This is a genomic window from Paenibacillus sp. 1A_MP2, assembly GCF_052244825.1.
Classification (GTDB): Bacteria; Bacillota; Bacilli; order Paenibacillales; family Paenibacillaceae; genus Paenibacillus; species Paenibacillus vandeheii.
This window is the reverse complement of record NZ_JBQQCS010000001.1, coordinates 2124378-2143286: the sequence shown is the minus strand read 5'-3', so window position 1 is coordinate 2143286 and position 18909 is coordinate 2124378. Positions and strand designations below refer to the sequence as shown.

The following is an 18909-nucleotide window of genomic DNA, read 5'->3' as shown; positions in this document are numbered from 1 at the left end:
TTAAGTATTAACTAAGAGCAAGAAAGTGGATCTGGGTTCTTGGCTCCATTCGACGAGCTTAAGAATTCACACAAAACACGTTCACTAATCTATTTATGTTGTTAGAAGAATATTTATAATGAAGCAGCCTTCCAATAAAGAACTTGACCCTATTTCAACGTTAATGCAGGGTAAGAAATTGAAAGCCGCGAGAGTGGGTAACGGAAGCTTCGTAGTCAATAAAGACCATTAGAATTAGTTTTGTTCTAAAATTCTTTCTTCCTGTATATAAAAATAGCGAAAAATAATGATAGAGCATAAGTGATAACACCAATTATTAAGTATATGATCGGAGCGTAGAGATCCGGATCATTCGAATTCGGTAGTGTTAAATGTTTTGCAAGGTATCCAACTAGGTCCTGAGAAACGATAGTAATTACTATCGCCCCACCTACACTTCCCAATGTTATGGAATCAGATTTTTCTGGGCCAAAAATATAGTAGAGCGGAAAATTTATCGCACCAGTAAGAAGAACTGCAAAAGTCCCAAAAAAGATAGAGTTGAGCATGCCGTCTATTGGTGTGCCAGAAATTAAATCATATAGATAAAATATTCCACATGATAATAGAACCCCGTAAATTACGACCAAGAAATAGAAAAGGTAGTGACTTTGTACAATATTACTTCTACTAACAGGCAAAGTAAGTACATATTTATCATAACCAGACTTACCCTCAAACTTTATTACGTCAAGTGCAGACATCACCATAAGCAAGATATTTAACATTGCAACTAAACGGTGCATTGAAGCATCTGCAAAACTTAGAATGATTCCAGACAATAGAATGGCTAGTCCCGTATACAAAAAAGAACTTCGATAAACTAAGTAATAACTTGTCAATAATAAACCTTTCATTTATTCATTACTCCTTGTTAGTAATAAACTGATTTCATCCATCGAGATAGGTTTAATCGCCACTTCTTCTGGTAATTGTTGTTTATCTGATACAAGTACACTGTAATAAGAATCATAATCTCTTTTGGCCACCACTATATCTTGGTTAAGTAAGTTTAATTTCTCTTCATCAATATCTACAATAGCATACCTTTCAAAAACCTTATCTTTCTGTTCGTTCAGCAAAATTTCACCCTCCTTTATAATGACAAGATGGCTAGCTATCTTTTCAATGTCACTCATAATATGAGAGGAAAGTAATATACCTCCATTTCCTTTACTTGCAAAGTTTTTTAATTCATATAACATTTCTTCCCTAGATGAGGAGTCAAGCCCTCCAGTCGCTTCATCTAGGATCAATAATTTCGCATTATGCGATAAAGCTACAGCTACAGAAAGTTTCATTGACATCCCACGTGAGAATTCATTTACTTTTTTATCTATGGGTAGAGAAAAAGAATTAATTAAGCGATGGAAGTTGTCTTGGTCCCAAGAATCAAATAGGTTGTCAAAAACTTTATTCAGTTGCTTTACTGTAAGATGGGCAGGTAAGTTTGGGGCATCAAATACGACTCCAATCTTCTCCTTGATCTTAGGTTGTTTATTTATATTTTCTTCACCAAAAATTTTTACTGTACCCGCATCTTTAGAAATTAATCCTAGTACTATTTTAAATGTTGTTGATTTACCTGCCCCGTTATCACCAATGAAACCAACAATTTCTCCAGATGGGACATTGAATGTGACATCATTTAAAACAACCTTGCCACCGTATGATTTTCTAATATTTTTAATTTCTAAAAGACTTGACATTCTCTCACTCCTATTAGTTTCGTGGAATGCTAGTTTACGGAAACCCCTTAGATCTTAGAAAAATGTAACTGGCTACATGGTACTCATGAGGTGATCAGGCTAGCTGCATCAATATTTATCTTTTACAATTAGTGTTGTTCTTGATTCATCAGAAAAATGTGAATGCAGTACATCATCAAGATCAGATTCTGTTAAATTCTCAAGCGTTGGCAATACGTCAAATAAGTCCATCTCATTAAATTGATAACGAGTAAATTGGTTAGCGATAAATTGAGGCGAGTTGATGGCACTTAAAAAACTACCAATTTCTTTTTTAATCACACGTTCTGCATCTTCTTTATCTATTGATTTCATTTTTAACCTATCAATCGTTTCACTTATAATTTTTATTACTTCTTCAGGCGCAGTACTGTTCCCACCAATAATTGAAAACCCAAAATTCTTTTCACTTGTATATTCATAATTAAATGAATTATCCAAATAGCCATTATCATACATTTTCTCGTAAGCCTCAGAGCTTTTCCCAAACATCAACTCAAGCAAAACGTTTAATGACAGCCCATATTTTAGCAGTTCTTTACCTTGTCTTGTTAGGTTAGTTTCTTTATATCCGACAAAAACTTTAGGTATTTGGACTGGCATTTTCAATACACGTGAGCTTTTATTCACTTTGAAATCTTCTTCAGGGAAAATACGGTGAATCTCTTCAGGTTCCGGAAATTTTTTCTGTTCTTGATTCTTTCGAATAAGCAATATTACTTCTTCAGGAACTACAGGTCCAATAACGAAAAACAACATATTGCTAGGGTGATAGAAAGTATTATAGCAAGCGTATAAATCCTCTTTGGTAATTTTATTTATAGAAGGTATTGTTCCTGCCAAATCATTTTTCACTGGATGAACTTTATACAAATTTTCTAAGATTCCAAATCGAGCACGCCAGTCTGGATTATCCTCATACATTTTTATTTCCTGTTCAATTACACCTTTTTCCTTCTCTACCGTTTCATCTGTAAAATATGGCTCTTGAACAAAGTCGAGAAGAGTTATGAGATTTTCACTTATGTTAGATGTAGCTGATAATGTATATGACGTACGAGTAAAACTTGTAAATGCATTAACAAAAGCTCCTTGCTTTGCAAATGTATGAAAAACATCCCACTTCTCACATTCGAACATCTTATGTTCTAAGAAATGAGCTAGTCCATCTGGAAATTGAGTGGAACTATCTTTTCCTAAAGGAGTAAATTCCTTATCTACTGAACCATATTTTGTTGTGAATGTCGCAACTGTTTTGTGAAAGCCTACCCTAGGAAGGATGTAAACTTCGAGTCCATTAGCGAGCTTTTCATGATATATTTTTTCTTCTAATTTTTCATAAATTATGGACTTCAAATGATTTACTCCTCTCTATTTAAGAAGTATATGGTATCTAGCTCCCACTTATTAGCAGCACAAATGACATCATCTTTTGACACCTTACTAATTTTTTTAATCTGATCATTTATTTCATAAGACAGACCACTATCCACAGATTGAATAAATATGTCCATAATTCCAAGAGGCGAATCATATGCTTCTTGTAATAAATTTATCAACATTACTTTACCTTGTTCAACTTCATCCTCAGTAAAATCACCCTCTTTCATTGCACACTCTTGTTCTCTTATAATTTTAACGACACGTTCATAATGATCAAAATCAATTCCTGCCATCGTTAATAATAACCCTTTATTGCTTTCAATTTGTGAATGAGCAAAATACGCTAGACTTTCCTTTTCACGTATATTCATAAATAACTTAGAAGATGGAAACCTACCAAAGATCGCATTCGCTACTCTTGCAGCCTCATAATCCTCATCTTGTATTGTCGAGAAAATCCTATAACCTAAGAGAAGCGTTCCTTGCTGTACATCCATTCTATCTTGAATAACTTTTACATTTTTCACACCTGTTTCATCTAAAGAAAACCTTCTCATCATTTTATTGTTATGTTTTTCACAAAAGATATCCTGTACCATTAGTTTGACTTCATTCTCGTTAAAGGCACCCACGATAAATAAATCGAAGCGATCATTTTGAAGTAAATCTTTATATACTTGATAAATGGACGCAGCATCGAGAGAATCGATATCCTCTTTTTTCCCGAATGCTGGATTTTGATAAGGTTCACCTTTAAACATTTCTTCTAGCAATCGGACATTGGCATATAGCATTTTTTCATTAAATATTGAATCAATCCGTTGCTTTAGAGCGCGCTTCTCTTGTTCAACAATCAAAGAATGGAATGTTCCATTTTCAAGAAATGGGCAATAAACAATTTCATGCAATAAGTCAAGAGAGGATTTCAGTAAAGAAGCAGAATCATTAAGAAATTTATCCGAAGGAATCTCCATTCTAAAAACAATGTTATGATCTTCTCCCTTTTTTTGAACATCCAAAAAAGAGTTGCTCCATACATCCCATCAAGTTTTTGTTGTATTAGCTTGCGATCCGGGTAATTTGTTGATCCTCCAATCAGAATATGAGGAATTAATGCTCTTGCAGTGACTAAATCCTCTCGAAGAGGGGCTTTCATCGTCAACATTATACTAGTTGTCTTAAATTTATTCGTGTTATATAGGTGAAGCTGTAAACCGTTTAATTCTTTCGAACTTATATGTATATCTTCCAACCCTGATCTGCTCCCCTCGATATACTTTCTTTATTAGAATAATTCAGAATTACATATACATATATATATATATATAATTGTATATGTATATGTATATGTACGACTATAGCCCTTTTATGTTTATATCATTCAATCATGTGTTAAAACTACAAAATAGTATAAATTCATATATTTTACACTATTGTATCATGACTCAAAATGATAATCCACCATAATTGCCATTATAATCAAATAAAATCCAAAAAAAGGGAACCATGCATTGTAAAATCCTATCTGTAAACACATACAATTGATGTGTGAAGCGACTTGAGTTGGAAAATGGGATCATAAAAGAAGAGGTTGAATACCTTGAATATGGAGGTTTCAGTGGGAAGAAGAATGCGTATTAAGCCTTTTATCCATAATTACACAATCACGAGCGTATTTGATTAAATTTTAACAAGCTGGCTCCAATTCGTATTGAAACCAGCTTACAGATTATGACTTTTTTCAAGAACTCGTTATCAGTACTGCCCATCTCTCTGCTTTATTTTTTTGCAAACATGGTTGATATCATGTCTCTTACTGCTTGAATCAGTATTGCAACAACAAAAATGATCAGGAATAAATTAAAAAACGGAAAAGAATAAGGGGCAATCCATTCTGTAAGTAACCTAGATTCCAACATCCCTCTTACTATCCTTGCAAATGCGTTGTCACTATCGTTTATGTTAGGCTCCAGCAAAGTACCATCAATGGCGATAAAGATCAACTGTACAATTATAAATATTCCAATTGTAATCATCCAGCGTTTTGCTCGATTAGTATGAAGTTTTTCGGTGGAATATGACATTTCATTTTCTCTCCTCTCACAATTTTGTTTCCTAACTCTGATCTCTGTATTTAATATATATATAGCAAACACATAGGATTCTATACCACATTATATACACTTATACGGCACCATCAAGTTATTTTTTCTAAATATTGAATTATTTTCATATCCTTTTATTTTAATATAGCCATCTCCCGAATACACCTAGCTGTTTTATATATCTGAATGTAAGTTGGCTTCACACCATAAATGTTGAACTGGTTTTATACATATTTTTCAAAAGCTTTGTTCCCCATCATATCCTAATTTCGTATAAAAGCGGTGTCTGTGCCTGATCTGTATGATAACCCGCTCTACCACGCCAAACGGTCTTTTTTCTACCAAGGCATCCAGACACATATGTAAATTCGCAGGTCCCAATAATCTGATCATCAACTTCATATACAAGCAGGAGAATGTTGGAATCACTCCTCACTTCTTCAATTCGCTCTGCGAGGCCTGGTCTACGACTCCAGGAGAGCTCGTCTCTACTTGCCTTTAGCGCAGAGGTCTTCCATACTTTCGACAACGTCGACCTCTCCGGTTTACTCTTTTCGAGGCTCTATCACTTTCAGGCCTACTGTCTGGCTGTCTACGCTTAACGTCTGAAATTACTTCCAGCCGTCCAAGAATCGCTATTGGTGGCTTCGCTTTAGCCTTTCCAAGCAGATTTCCACCTGCTAAACTTCACAACCTAGGCTTGGACGCACCGAAAGTTAAATTAATATATATATGATTTCAATAGATCCGGTTAGGAGATTGTTAAGGATGATCAAAGCGAACGGAGATCCAAAATTCATACCGTTATACGAAGCGCTGGCAAGCGAGGTTAGATGGAGAATCATGGATTTGATTGCAGATAGCGAAATGAATGTAAAGGATATAGCCGCTGCGTTAGCACTTAGCCCCTCCATCGTTACAATGCACATCCGCAAGCTTGAGCAAGCCGGACTGATCGATAGCCGCAGGATACCCCTGAATGGAGGCACGCACAAATTATGTTTCCTCAAACAAAATAACATCGAGATCGAACTGCCATCCGCTAGTCGAACAGCAAGGGTTAGAGAGCAGACAATTTCAGTGGGTCACTATACTGCATTTGAGGTCCATCCTACCTGCGGTCTTGGGACACACGAGAAAGAAATCGGTGTTTGGGATGACCCACGCTACTTTCTTGATCCTGAGCGGGTTCACGCTGCCATCCTCTGGTTTGGAAGGGGGTATGTCGAATACAAAACGCCTAACTATATGCTTCCTGATGAGACTGCCAGTACCATTGAAATTTCAGTGGAAATAGCTTCTGAAGCTCCGGGTTTAAGAGATCATTGGCCATCGGATATCTTATTTACGTTTAACGGAATTTCGCTTGGAACCTGGACAAGCCCCGCTGATTTCGGAAGGGCTGCTCGTGGCAAATATACGCCGACATGGTGGCATCGCAATGTGAATCAATATGGATTATTAAAGACGATTCGTGTTGATGACTCGGGTACGTATATGGATGGAGAACGAATGTCGGACGTGACGATCGAGGATCTCAAACTGGAGGAACCATTCTGGACGCTTCGTTTCACGGTTGACGAGGAGGGGGCTAACGTCGGTGGATTAACACTCTATGGTTCCGGGTTCGGCAATCATGACCAGGATATTGTCATACGCGTACAACGCTAATCTTTCTTTATGTATTAAAGAATAATCCCGTTCTTGGCTTCAAAATATATACCCCATTTGAATGAACGGGATACTGTTTAACGTAGTTAAAGACGCTTTCTATACTCGACCCCATGAACATGAATCAGCACATTCTGGGCCGCCAACTTTTCGAAAAAATCCAACATATCCCCAAAGGGATTTTTGAAATAGGCAATCAGGTGTTCATAGTTTGTAGTGGATTTCAAAAAGTTATAAAAAAAATAAGGGTCCATGTTTCCCACATCATCTTTACTGCCGAGAGAAACCTCCAACGTTTGCCCTGTTTCTGCATTCTCGAACATGCAATGCTCTCCATGAACATCGAAATGCCATTTTCCACTCAAATATTCTTCACCGTTTACAACTTCCTCGTTAGAAAGCAAGTAGTATGCTCCATTGATGACCTTTTCCTTTTCAGCCTGGCTGGTTTCCGAGATCAATTTGTCGATCAGTTCTTGTGCAATTCTTTTGTACGTGTCCATCGCTTCCAGTAATTCATCTGTTGTTTCTTTGGTTAACGCGTGCATCTCTTTCTCTTGCCCCCTGTTCTTTTCACCATTAGTCAGTTCTTAAATGCCTTACCATAGCCCCATTTTCCTGTTCTTTTTCCAATAACAAATCCAGCAATCCATCAGGAACTAGCTTTACATCATCCATTGTTATTGAAAAATAAGTGATTGGTTTCCAACATGCCTTATAGGGGATGGAACCTTCTAATCCAACAAATTCTTCCTGATTGTATTGAGATTTATCTATAAATGATGCTTCATAGATAAAATCAATTTCATGACCTAATTCAGCTTCTACTCCAAAAATATTTTCAATAACGGAAATTAATCGGGGCTCTTCGATCTCTTGATCTAACTCTTCTTTGAGCTCCCTGATCAGAGTTTTCTTACTGTTCTCACCGAACTCTATCGTTCCACCAATAGGTCTGTAGAAAGTAGTTGAAATATCAGGGAAGTTAATTTCCTGAACCAAAATGCGATCTTCTTTCCTCAAAATAGCTAGCGAGACAGAACGAATTTTCATTTTTTTCTCCTTAACCTATGTTTGTTTTTATTCCTTTGTACTAAATGTCTGAATGTACTTTCTGACATCGTCTTTTAATTTCTCACTTCTAGGCATTGGTAGTTAAATGATAGAGCTATTGACGACTCGAACGCATCGCCTTTACATGTTTTAAACTGTTATCATTTAAGAACTCTTTATATGCTTCCGATTCAACAGCGTAGATCGCTACTTTTCCTTGTGAATTATGATGAAGGCCCCAACCATAACGTTTACCCAACGAAGAAGTGCGAAGACAGGGTTGTCCCTTGGAGAAAAACTTTGTTCTCTCTAGTGATCTTTGTTCATCTGAGATATCATTGCGCTGCGCAAATACTTCAAACATAACATCCTCTTGCGTGTATTGATAAGGATGGTTTGCAATCATTTCATACTGTAGAACTGGAACGGTTTTGCCGCCGTTTTTGGCTTTGGGGATCTCTGCCACTTTAACAGGACAATCTTCTGCTACTGCAATAAAAGTTTCATAATAGTTCATGTCTTTCATCAATATATCCTCCCATCTATTCATTAAAATATGGATACGAATATACAATCAAGTTTGAAATCGTTTTATAAATATTTCTTAAAAGCCTTGCTGGATTCACCATCGTATCCTAATTTCGTGTAGAAGCCGTGTGCCTCGTATCTGGATGAACCACTGGTGAGAAACACCTTTACACATTGTTTCTGTATGCATACATTCTCTATATACTTCATAAGGTCAGATCCATATCCCTTGCTCTGCACATGCTCCGTAATGATAACCCGCTCAACTACACCAAACGGTCTATTCTCCACCAATGCATCCAGACAAATATGTAAATGCGCAGTCCCGATCACCTGATTACCAACTTCGTAAACAAATAAGAAGCTGTTGGGATTATTCCTTACTTCTTCAATCCGCTCAGCCAGTACCTTCGTATTCAGATTGTTCGGTAATAATTCATTGTACAGCCTTTCAATAACCTCGACATCCCTTGCTTCGGCCTCTCTAATCATCATGTTCCACCCCTCAACTTAAATCGTAACTTAATATGCTATCACCATTGTCCTAGAACCAACTCACGCTCAAATGCTGACTACGTCCATCATAACCCAAAAAGTGGTATATGCGTACAGTTCCTTCCTCCTTTTCTCACCTGCTGATTAGCAGTTCTTTCCTTACAGACCCAGAACAAAAAACCACGGTTTCCCGTGGTCCATCCATTCCAGTATGCTCTATTCTACCGGCCCACTTACCAGATTCCCTTCAAACCATACCGCTTGACGCGCAGACCTTCTGGCAACTGCCTCTGCCGAGCAGCTGGCTTCTACCAGTACAAAACTAGCCGTATCCCCTACCTTCGGCCATACCTGTTGCCCCTCTGAATCCAGTGGAGTGATACCACTTGTGACAAATGCAAGCGATTGAGACAAGGACCGTTCATCGCTATATCCGTACAGTTCGGCGAAACGGCCCGCTTTTTCCAGTTGATCTCCATTACCAAAAGGAGACCAATGATCCGTCAAACTGTCTGTCGCCAGCTTCACGTTCACCCCATGTTGATGGAGCATCGGAAGTGGCATCATCATTTTACCGATAGGCACGGTCGAAGCAACGCTCATACCAAGGGAAGCCATTCGCTTGGCCATATCTTCCGCTTCCTGCTGCTCCGCATGAGCAAACCAGAATGCATGACTAACGGTAACTTTGCCCTGAAGCCCCGCTTCTTCAGTCAAATCAGTCAATTGCAATAATATTTGTTTACCTGATTCTCCAGCTTCATGCAGATGAATATCGATGCCTGCCTTATACTGAACAGCCAGTTCGACCATTGCATTTAGCGATTTCTCAATATGCCCGTCCACGGCGTGAGGATCAAGTCCACCTACATGAGTGGCCCCTTCTGCCATGGCTTGACGCATCAGTTCTACCGAATTAGAGCGGAGCAGCCCATGCTGCGGGAAAGCGACGATTTCAGAGGAGATTTTGCCCGAAAATGTTTCCAATGCCTGCTTCGTCGCTTCCAGCCTTTTCAACCCGCTGACCGGCTCAATATTGCAATGAGTGCGCACATGAGTGGACCCATACCCCTGAATCAAGGTCAGAATACTTTCCGCTTGACGCTTCGCATCGGGTAATAGCTTGGGCAGCAATACTTTCTCTTCTTCGATACGTTCGAAAATGCTGGAGATGCGTCGAACCGCTTTCCATGGTGCATCGTAATACGTCTTATCCAAATGAATATGGGCTTCCTCGAACGAAGGCAGCAGCAGAAGTCCTTTACCATCAACCTGCGGCAACTCGCTTGTTAAATCCGTTTCCCCATTCACAATAGCTGCAATGACTCCATCTTCAATTCGCAGATGACCAAGGCTTGTCCGGGTGCCAGTTACCTGCCCGTCTTCCATTACATAACTTTGCTCCAATGCTACGTTGGTTAACCAATATTTCTGCTTCAACCTGGTCACTCCCTCTTTCCACTCGGTCTATGTGGTCAATGGTACCATAGGACTTCATTCAGCAAAAATAGTTAAAACGTTGGTAATCCATACGATTATCGTTTAGATATTGTTGGACTTCCCTATTAGCATACGAAGTGTAATATATCCAAAAATTTGAATCACAAATACCATAGCCACAAATTCAACCAGAATGCTGTTATCTGCACTTAAGTCAGTCATGATATCCTTCAAAATGAGGCCAGGCTGCTTCAGGACATCCCAACTATTCCACCGATTAAATCTGCCGATGTACACCCCTAAACTGCTCAGGAGTAAAATAACACCTGCAACGACCATGCTGCTAAATTGGCTGAGTCGTTTATTTAACAATCCGTGGATTTGATGTATCGAACAAATGGACAGAACTAAACCTAGTATAGCTACGACAAACGTCAGGGTGAGACTATACCAAAAATCAATATTAACCCAAAACTTAGTTTCCCCTTGAGGGTCAAAGTATCTGAATGCATGCAAAATTTCTGTGAAAAGATATGCTGAATTCGGTAGAAAGAACAGCCAGCCTGCACACATCACTCCAACCAATGCGATACTCATTCTTGTAAGTTTTTTATGGCATACATAACGAATCGTAGATGAAATGATAAATGGAACCCATGCCAAGAAAATGTCCCACGCTAAAAATTGATACATGTTCGTGTTTGTTTTGGTACGCAAGTAGACAGCAACAAGTAGACAACCTATGGTAGCAACGATTAAAACACTACTCATTTTTAAATAAATTGTATTTTTATTATTGTTCATTTCTTCGCTTCGATTTCCCTTTCCTTGTTGGTATGCCTGAGGCAGTTCCAATCCCTCGATCATCGATTTCATAAAACGAACCGTGAATACGCCTTCCTAGTAATCCACGTACATCATAACCCAAAATGTGGTATATGCGAACATCTTATGATCGTTTGGGCAAGTGACCGGAACAGCTCTCAGACAATCGTTATTATTTTAACGAATCGAGCACACTCTATTTTGTGAAATTCCACGGATCAGTCATCGTAACAAAGCGTAGACGCCTTATTCCATTGCTTTGTGAGTCTTTGCGCATCATTCTGCAGGTTTTTACTGGAATAAGACGGCTGAGGTTCGTTAGGTTTTACATGTCACGCTATTCCTCACAATAAGGTGGTGTAGGAGATTCGTTAGCGTCGTGACCCAGAAGGAAAAGACCAACCTCCGCGTTATTTCCGTTTATCCTCCATTCTTCTATCAATAGAAAATGTAAAAACAGGCACTATAGAGTGCCTGTACATTGTTAGAACTAAGCGAAGCCTTGGCCGCAGGAGTCTACCGCTTCGTTTTCATATAATTAATCAAAAATTAAACCGCGCATGCCCGCCATCAGTCACGCCTTCAATCTGTTCAATGTCCAGCAGTCTTCGCTTCATCTCCAGTCCTCCGCGAAAACCGGTCAGCTTGCGGTTGGCACCGATGATGCGGTGACATGGCAGCAGTACCGGAATGGGGTTGGCTCCATTGGCGGCCCCAACAGCTCGCACCGCAGAAGGTCTTCCCACCGCAGCAGCAATGTCGCCATAGGTTCTTGTCTCACCATAAGGAACACGACCCAGCTCTGTCCATACCTGTTGTTGGAATGTTGTTCCGATCAGATCAAGCGGGATTTCATCGGTGAAAGCCACTCTATCTCCGGCAAAATAGGCTTGCAGCCAATCCATCATACCTGTCTGCTTCAACGCTGCTTCATTCTCTTCGAGCTCCACGCCAGGTGCAATTCGACCAATCCAGCTCCCCCAATCCTCCAGGGTTTCATTGGGCATAATAACCCGGCATAACCCTTTTTCGGTGCCAAGCAATACCCACGGACGACCGTCCAGTTCCATTTTTGTCCACATGATGCTCTTTCTCATACGTCTATCGTCCTTTCCCTCGTAGGTTTATATCTGATTTCTTTTCACGTTATGCACACATACTACACACGAACCGGTTTCTTCGATTTTCGTTTCATACTGCGGATGATCTGTTTGGTCTCCGAATCAACACGATAGGACTCCGTTATTTTCTGAAGAGCCTTATTATACGTAAAGTCGTCCAAGGTATTGTCCTGCAAATAACGTAGCGTGGCTTCAGGTTGTTTCACATAAGCGATGGAGATAGCCCAGGCCACTGCCATTTTCACATAATAACCATCGTGACGAATGCGATCTAATGAGACAAGAACTTCGCTGATATATTTTTCTTCCATATAAAAGTTCAACAGCATCACAACACCGAAGCGAATGTCATACTCCTGATTGGATACCAAATAGGGCTGCAAGAATTGCCACACCTGATCCAGATGTGCCTTCGTATATTTCAATCCACCGCAGAAGCTGTCGCATACGGACCAGTTATCTATTTTGGGGACAAACCAGGCGATATGTTGCAGCAATTCTTCAATATCTGCTTGAGCATGACCGATGGCCATCGCTTGCAGCATGACTTCTTCAAAATAATCATCATCAGCGGTTTTTAGATAGGCTCGCCAGTCCTCTTTGACAATTTGTTTCGCCATCTTGTGTATTTCAGGCAGTCTCACACCCAACAGATTCGTGATATTCGGAATGAGCGCAGCCGAGAATTTCTGATATTCCGGTTCGACCAGAGATAACAATTGTGTTCTTACAACCGTTTCCACATGTCTCCTCCTCATCGGGTTTTCTACATCAAGTATATCCCGGCAGCATTGATTTGTAAGCCCATATCGAATGCATTAGCAAGATTACAATATCCATTTCCCGTGGTCGCTGTTTAACTGCCATCCCATTTCGTTTAAGAATACGGAGTTGAACCCATCTAGAAAGGAGACTACATATGAACCGATCCCATCTCAAAAAAGATTTTTCGGTTGAAGAGATTACGGAGCTCCTTGTGCAATTTGTGCAAACCCAAAACCTGACCGAATTTTATAAATGGGCCAAAGAGCTGCATCCATACGACCTTTCTCTCATATATAAAAAGTTCCCTGAACAAGAGACGAAACGCTTCTTGCTTTTATTCAAGCCTGACGTTCTCGCCGATATGGCAGAAGCGCTCACGCTTCAAGAACAGGTACATCTATTCGAACAATTAGGCCCGGAACGCACCCTTGAAGTCATGCAGCAGATGGACAAAAGTGATCTGATTCGCTTCATGCATGATCTACCTCTCAAACGCAGGGAAGAACTCTTGTCTACGATGAACCTGGATCACTCTTCGATTATCCGCGCCGTGTTGAACTATCCACCGGAGACGGCAGGGCGAATCATGACCGATCGTTACCGCACCCTGTTATCACATGAAACAGCAAAAGAAGCGCTAAGAGAATCACAGGCATCGCTGCTCATTCCAGCGACCAGTTACCTGTATGTCACGGATGATGAAGGCAAACTGGTCGGAGTCGTGAGTTATCAATCCCTTGCTGAGGCAGATGATAAGACCAAAGTGGAAGAGCTGATGACGCGGCGTGTCATCCATGCAACCGTCGATATGGACCAGGAAGAAGCCGCACAGCTGTTGCAGCGTTATGAGTTTATGGCTCTGCCTGTCGTGGATGAGAATCACAGATTATGCGGCGTGATCCAAATGGATGATGTCATTGATATTATTATGGACGAGGCCAGTGAAGACATCGCCAAAATGGGTGGAGGCAGCAAAGACATCGATTTTGATACCAAACCGCTGGTTGCTGTCAGACGTCGCCTTCCTTGGCTGATTTTACTGTTATTCATCGGACTGATCTCGGGAAGCATTGTGGATTTTTTCGAGGACACACTGAATCAGGTTGTGGCCCTCGCGTTCTTCATGCCCATGATAGCCGGCATGACGGGGAATACAGGGACACAATCTCTCGCTGTCGTTGTGCGTGGACTGATTGGACGCAAGCTGGACAAGGCCACAGTGCTCGCGCTGATTGGCCGGGAGATTAAGGTAGGCCTAATGATTGGACTTGTATGCGGCTTGATGATTACGGTCATCGCCTATTTCTGGCAAGGTGACTGGCTGCTTGGAGCGATTATCGGCGTATCACTCTTCTTCACTCTCGTCATCGGAACACTGACCGGCACTTGCATTCCCCTTCTGCTCAGTCGTTTCAAAGTAGACCCTGCGGTCGCCTCCGGCCCATTAATTACAACACTGAATGATATTTTGTCGTTGTTTATCTATTTCGGCATCGCAACCCGTTTTCTGGATGCCTTGATGTGAATATCGAAAAAAACAGAAAACAGACCTAATCCTGCGGATGATGGTCTGTTTCTGCTTTTTCATTTGTTGTTTCAAAGTATTCTTTTCATCTATATAAATTGAACTAAAGAATATGTACACTTGCCACTCCGATGACAGAACAACCTTCCGATCGCTGTTATCCCCAGATTTTTTTGAATTCCCTTTTTCAAAGGGGAAAATCCGGGGATAAAGGCGAACGCTCCGCTTCTTCAAGTTATTTCTGTCCTCTCCGTTATCGTGTAAATGTTTAGTTCAATTCATCTAGCCTTCCGATGCATCCAAAGGATGTATTACGGAGAACTCTGCCTCCATCCAGCATTACAACACCGGATTATGCCGATCTTTTGTTTTTGTTATAAATGTCAAAAGCCACCGCCAGCAGAAGTACCAATCCCTTGATCCCTTGCTGCCAGTCAATACCCAGACCAATGAGGGACATTCCGTTATTCAGAACCCCCATGACCAGCCCGCCGATAATGGCGCCAAATACCGTTCCGATGCCGCCAGAAGCGGAAGCGCCGCCAATAAAGCAGGCTGCAATGGCATCCAGCTCGAAGTTGGTACCGGCTCTTGGCGTCGCTGCATTCAGCCGGGCCGCAAAGATCAGTCCGGAAATGGCGGCCATCACGCCCATGTTGACAAATACCCAGAAGGTCACTTTTTTCGTTTTGACCCCAGATAAGCCTGCAGCCTTCTCATTGCCTCCGAGTGCGTAAACATGACGACCCATGACAGTACGATTCATGACAAAGGAATAAACGATGATCAATACAAACAGCAGAATCAGAATATTCGGAATGCCTGCGTAGCTCGCCAGCATAAACGTAAACAGATTTGTAACCGCAGCCACCACCACCAGCTTGAGCAGGAACAGCCCCTGAGGCACCACCTCAAAACCGTATTTTCGCTGGGAACGTCGTTCGCGCAATTCATTCACAATATACCAGACCGTAAGCACAAGACCGACGATGATGGAAACAAGACTGAGGCCTGAAAATTGGATATCCGGCAGGAAGCCTGAGCTAATTTTCTGGAATCCGCCCGGAAATGGTGAGATGGACTGGCCTTCCAGCACAATCATCGTCAAACCGCGGAAGAGCAGCATGCCCGCCAGGGTTACAATAAATGCCGGAATTCGCACGTACGCGATCCAGAAACCCTGCCACGCCCCGATTAATGCCCCAACCACGAGTGAGGCAATGACCGCCAGCCAGGCCGGAAGCTGCCAATCAACCATCATAATCGCGGCAACCGCCCCGACAAAGGCGGCAATCGAACCTACCGACAGATCGATATGTCCGGTAATAATGACCAGCACCATCCCAATGGCCAGTACCAGAATGTAGCTGTTTTGCAAAATCAGATTGGTAATGTTGATCGGCTTGAGCAGCAGCCCGCCCGTCAACACCTCGAACAACAGCATAATTACAACCAGCGCGATAATCATGCCATACTGGCGTATATTGTTTTTGAACAGTCTAGTTAACATTTCCATGCTTCCCGCCTCCTGACTTGGTCATATATCTCATCAACGTTTCCTGCGACGCTTCTTCCCGGTTGACCTCTCCCGTAATTCGCCCGGCATTCATCACGTAAATTCGGTCGCACAGGCCCAATACCTCCGGCAGTTCGGACGAAATCACCAGGACACCCTTGCCCTCTGCAGCAAGCCGATGAATAATCGTATAAATTTCGAATTTGGCGCCGACATCGATGCCGCGCGTTGGTTCATCCAAAATAAGAATATCCGGCCCGGCAAATATCCATTTGCTGAGCACTACCTTCTGCTGGTTACCGCCGCTCAGATTGCCGGTTTTCTGCAAAATGCTCGGCGCTTTGATATTCATGCTTTTTTTCATCTCTTCGGCAACAACTACTTCTTCACGCTCGTTTACAACGACGCCTCGAGTCAGCTTGTTAAGACCCGTCAGCGAAATATTGCGCTTGATATCATCCATTAAAATGAGGCCATACTCCTTGCGATCCTCTGTCACGTAGGCAAAGCCATTCTGAATGGCTTCTGTTACGCTGTTGTTCTGAATGGGTTTGCCATCTTTGATGAGCTGTCCCGTGATGTTGCGTCCATAGGATTTGCCAAAAATACTCATGGCCAGCTCTGTGCGTCCGGCCCCCATCAGACCGGCAATGCCTACGATCTCTCCTCGTCTGATGTTCATGTTGACCTGATTCAGCACCTTGCGATCAGCATGATGCTCGTGATAGACCGTCCAGTCCTTCACCTCCAGGATGACTTCACCGATGTTCGCATGGCGCTCCGGATAACGGCTGGTGAGATCACGGCCTACCATTCCACTAATAATCCGGTCTTCAGTTACGTTGTCCTTACTCATATCCAGCGTCTCAATCGTCTTGCCGTCCCGCAAAATGGTTACTGAATCAGACACCTTCGACACCTCATTCAGCTTGTGAGAAATCAGGATACAGGCAATGCCCTGCTTCTTGAATTCCAGCATTAATTGAAGCAGATTCTCGCTGTCATCCTCGTTCAAGGCAGCGGTGGGCTCATCCAGAATGAGCAGCCGCACCTTTTTGGAGAGCGCTTTCGCTATTTCGACCAGCTGCTGCTTGCCCACACCGATATTGGATACAAGCGTATTCGGATTTTCGGTCAGCCCTACCTTGCCCAGCAATTCTCGGGTACCCACATACGTTTCCTTCCAGTCAATGATACCCTTGCTGGCACGTTCGTTGCCCAGATAGATGTTTTCCGCAATGGAGAGGTAGGGAATAAGAGCCAACTCCTGATGGATAATGACAATTCCCAGTTCCTCGCTCTGCTTAATGTCCCTGAATTCACATGTCTTTCCCTCAAACAAAATGTCCCCGTCGTATGTTCCATGCGGATATACACCGCTCAGCACCTTCATCAGCGTCGATTTGCCTGCACCGTTTTCACCGCATAGCGAATGAATTTCGCCTTCTCTGACCTTGAGATTGACGTTTTCCAGCGCTTTGACGCCAGGGAAGGTTTTGGTGATTCCTTTCATCTCCAGAATAATTCCGGCCATGGGACCCGCTCCTTTCACTAGGTTATTTCAGTCCAATTTCTTCTTTGGTGTAATATTGACTGCCCACAATATCCTTCTCCACATTGGTTCGGTCCACTGAAATGGGATCAAGCAGATAAGCCGGTATGATCTTAATTCCGTTGTTATATGATTTATCATCATTCACTTCTGCCGGTTTCCCTTGCAAAATGCTGTTGGCCATCTCTACCGTCTGTTCCGCCAGCTTGCGGGTATCCTTGAATACAGTCTGGGTCTGTTCCCCGCCACAATCGATTTGATTGATGCCAGCTCGGCATCCTGACCCGTGATCACCGGCAGCGGCTTGTTCGCTTTACCATATCCCACGCCTTTTAACGATGAGATGATCCCGATACTGATCCCATCATACGGGGATAACACCGCATCCAGATTGTCTCCCGAGTAATAGGCACTGAGCAGATTATCCATTCGTGATTGGGCCAAAGCTCCGTCCCAACGCAGCGTCGCAATCTGGGCCATCGTCATCTGCTTGCTTCGCACGACCAGCTTGCCGGAATCCATGTATGGCTTCAGGACAGACATAGCTCCGTCAAAGAAGAAATATGCGTTATTGTCATCGGGAGATCCGCCAAACAGCTCAATGTTGTAAGGTCCCTTGCCTTCTTTAAGCCCAAGTTTCTGCTCAATGTAAGAGGCTTGAAGCACACCCACCTTGAAATTGTCGAACGTGGCGTAATACGTTAAGTAAGGGGTGTTGCGAATCAGGCGATCGTACGAAATGATCTGTATGCCCTGATCATGCGCCTTCTTGATCACGTCCGTTAGTGTATTGCCGTCCACGGAAGCAACCACCATGACATCCACACCCTTGGTAATCATGTTCTCAATCTGAGAGATTTGATTTTCGACGACGTCCTCAGCGTACTGCAAATCGGTCTTGTACCCCTGTTCCTGGAACAGGCGGACCATGTTTTCCCCGTCCCCTACCCAACGTTCGGAGGATTTGGTTGGCATTGAAATGCCGACATACCCTTTGGCCTTGCTGCCTGTCTCACTCTCGGCCAGATTGCAGGCAGAGAGGACCAAAGTCATCACCAGAAGCCAGATGAACAGTGCTCCTTTTTTCATATGAAGTTCCCCTTTCCTCAAATCATACAGACTTGAATGAATCATAAGATAACG

17 protein-coding genes and 1 pseudogene are annotated in these 18909 nt (G+C 42.2%); 2 read left to right on the top strand and 16 right to left on the bottom strand.

The genetic code is table 11. The annotated features are described in order from the left end of the window. Window positions 1-245 precede the first annotated feature (245 nt). The 5 genes from ACTWJ7_RS10550 to ACTWJ7_RS10530 all read right to left on the bottom strand — a co-directional run bounded on the left by ACTWJ7_RS10550 (window position 246) and on the right by ACTWJ7_RS10530 (window position 5254). Window positions 246-896 carry an ABC-2 transporter permease gene (locus ACTWJ7_RS10550; protein ID WP_079350597.1) on the bottom strand — a complete coding sequence of 217 codons (651 nt, stop codon included), beginning with the start codon at window positions 894-896 and terminating at the stop codon, window positions 246-248. Next, complete coding sequence (locus ACTWJ7_RS10545) at window positions 897-1748, bottom strand: ABC transporter ATP-binding protein (protein ID WP_079350598.1); 852 nt, start codon at window positions 1746-1748, stop codon at window positions 897-899. A 108-nt stretch (window positions 1749-1856) separates the two neighbouring features. Then, entirely contained in the window at window positions 1857-3143 is a 1287-nt protein-coding gene (gene yfmH, locus ACTWJ7_RS10540; protein ID WP_079350599.1) for an EF-P 5-aminopentanol modification-associated protein YfmH, read from the bottom strand. Between the two features lie 5 nt (window positions 3144-3148). Beyond that, window positions 3149-4189 carry an EF-P 5-aminopentanol modification-associated protein YfmF gene (yfmF, locus tag ACTWJ7_RS10535; protein ID WP_443145400.1) on the bottom strand — a complete coding sequence of 347 codons (1041 nt, stop codon included), beginning with the start codon at window positions 4187-4189 and terminating at the stop codon, window positions 3149-3151. A gap of 759 nt (window positions 4190-4948) precedes the next feature. Beyond that, the gene (locus tag ACTWJ7_RS10530; protein ID WP_079350601.1) at window positions 4949-5254 is read right to left on the bottom strand and encodes a YfzA family protein; all 306 of its coding nucleotides are present in this window, start codon (window positions 5252-5254) and stop codon (window positions 4949-4951) included. A gap of 789 nt (window positions 5255-6043) precedes the next feature. Between ACTWJ7_RS10530 and ACTWJ7_RS10525 the strand changes: the two genes are divergently transcribed. Continuing rightward, window positions 6044-6946: an ArsR/SmtB family transcription factor gene (locus ACTWJ7_RS10525; RefSeq protein WP_301878237.1), complete on the top strand. Its 903-nt coding sequence runs from the start codon at window positions 6044-6046 to the stop codon at window positions 6944-6946. Between the two features lie 86 nt (window positions 6947-7032). On the opposite strand, the gene ACTWJ7_RS10520 is transcribed toward ACTWJ7_RS10525, so the two are convergent. The 8 genes from ACTWJ7_RS10520 to ACTWJ7_RS10485 form a co-directional block, all read right to left on the bottom strand. After that, window positions 7033-7494 (bottom strand): DUF6896 domain-containing protein, encoded by a 462-nt coding sequence (locus ACTWJ7_RS10520; RefSeq protein WP_079350602.1) that lies wholly within the window; start codon window positions 7492-7494, stop codon window positions 7033-7035. Between the two features lie 31 nt (window positions 7495-7525). Further along, window positions 7526-7999: an NUDIX hydrolase gene (locus tag ACTWJ7_RS10515; RefSeq protein ID WP_079350603.1), complete on the bottom strand. Its 474-nt coding sequence runs from the start codon at window positions 7997-7999 to the stop codon at window positions 7526-7528. A 115-nt stretch (window positions 8000-8114) separates the two neighbouring features. Continuing rightward, window positions 8115-8525, bottom strand: coding sequence for a DUF6157 family protein (locus ACTWJ7_RS10510; protein WP_079350604.1), 411 nt, complete (start codon window positions 8523-8525; stop codon window positions 8115-8117). Window positions 8526-8590: 65 nt separating this feature from the next. Then, window positions 8591-9022, bottom strand: coding sequence for a GNAT family N-acetyltransferase (locus tag ACTWJ7_RS10505; protein WP_301878238.1), 432 nt, complete (start codon window positions 9020-9022; stop codon window positions 8591-8593). 216 nt (window positions 9023-9238) lie between these two features. After that, entirely contained in the window at window positions 9239-10462 is a 1224-nt protein-coding gene (locus tag ACTWJ7_RS10500; RefSeq protein ID WP_301878239.1) for an amidohydrolase, read from the bottom strand. Window positions 10463-10564: 102 nt separating this feature from the next. Continuing rightward, a complete protein-coding gene (locus ACTWJ7_RS10495; protein WP_443145399.1) occupies window positions 10565-11317 on the bottom strand; it encodes a DUF1361 domain-containing protein in 753 nt (250 codons plus the stop codon). Between the two features lie 512 nt (window positions 11318-11829). After that, on the bottom strand, window positions 11830-12384 hold the full coding sequence (locus ACTWJ7_RS10490; RefSeq protein ID WP_443145398.1) for a methylated-DNA--[protein]-cysteine S-methyltransferase: 555 nt from the start codon (window positions 12382-12384) through the stop codon (window positions 11830-11832). Window positions 12385-12446: 62 nt separating this feature from the next. Further along, the gene (locus tag ACTWJ7_RS10485; RefSeq protein WP_301878243.1) at window positions 12447-13151 is read right to left on the bottom strand and encodes a DNA alkylation repair protein; all 705 of its coding nucleotides are present in this window, start codon (window positions 13149-13151) and stop codon (window positions 12447-12449) included. 176 nt (window positions 13152-13327) lie between these two features. Here ACTWJ7_RS10485 and mgtE point away from each other — a divergent pair, with 176 nt between their 5' ends. Continuing rightward, complete coding sequence (gene mgtE / locus ACTWJ7_RS10480; protein ID WP_301878244.1) at window positions 13328-14698, top strand: magnesium transporter; 1371 nt, start codon at window positions 13328-13330, stop codon at window positions 14696-14698. Window positions 14699-15050: 352 nt separating this feature from the next. Here the strand turns inward: mgtE and mmsB are convergent, their stop codons facing one another. The 3 genes and pseudogenes from mmsB to chvE all read right to left on the bottom strand — a co-directional run bounded on the left by mmsB (window position 15051) and on the right by chvE (window position 18855). After that, window positions 15051-16214, bottom strand: a complete 1164-nt coding sequence (gene mmsB / locus ACTWJ7_RS10475) for a multiple monosaccharide ABC transporter permease (protein ID WP_079350611.1) — start codon at window positions 16212-16214, stop codon at window positions 15051-15053. Next, a complete protein-coding gene (gene mmsA / locus ACTWJ7_RS10470; RefSeq protein WP_301878245.1) occupies window positions 16198-17748 on the bottom strand; it encodes a multiple monosaccharide ABC transporter ATP-binding protein in 1551 nt (516 codons plus the stop codon). The genes mmsB and mmsA overlap by 17 nt, the downstream gene beginning before the upstream one ends. Before the next feature lie 22 nt (window positions 17749-17770). Beyond that, a pseudogene (gene chvE, locus ACTWJ7_RS10465) lies at window positions 17771-18855 on the bottom strand (multiple monosaccharide ABC transporter substrate-binding protein). Window positions 18856-18909 lie beyond the last annotated feature (54 nt).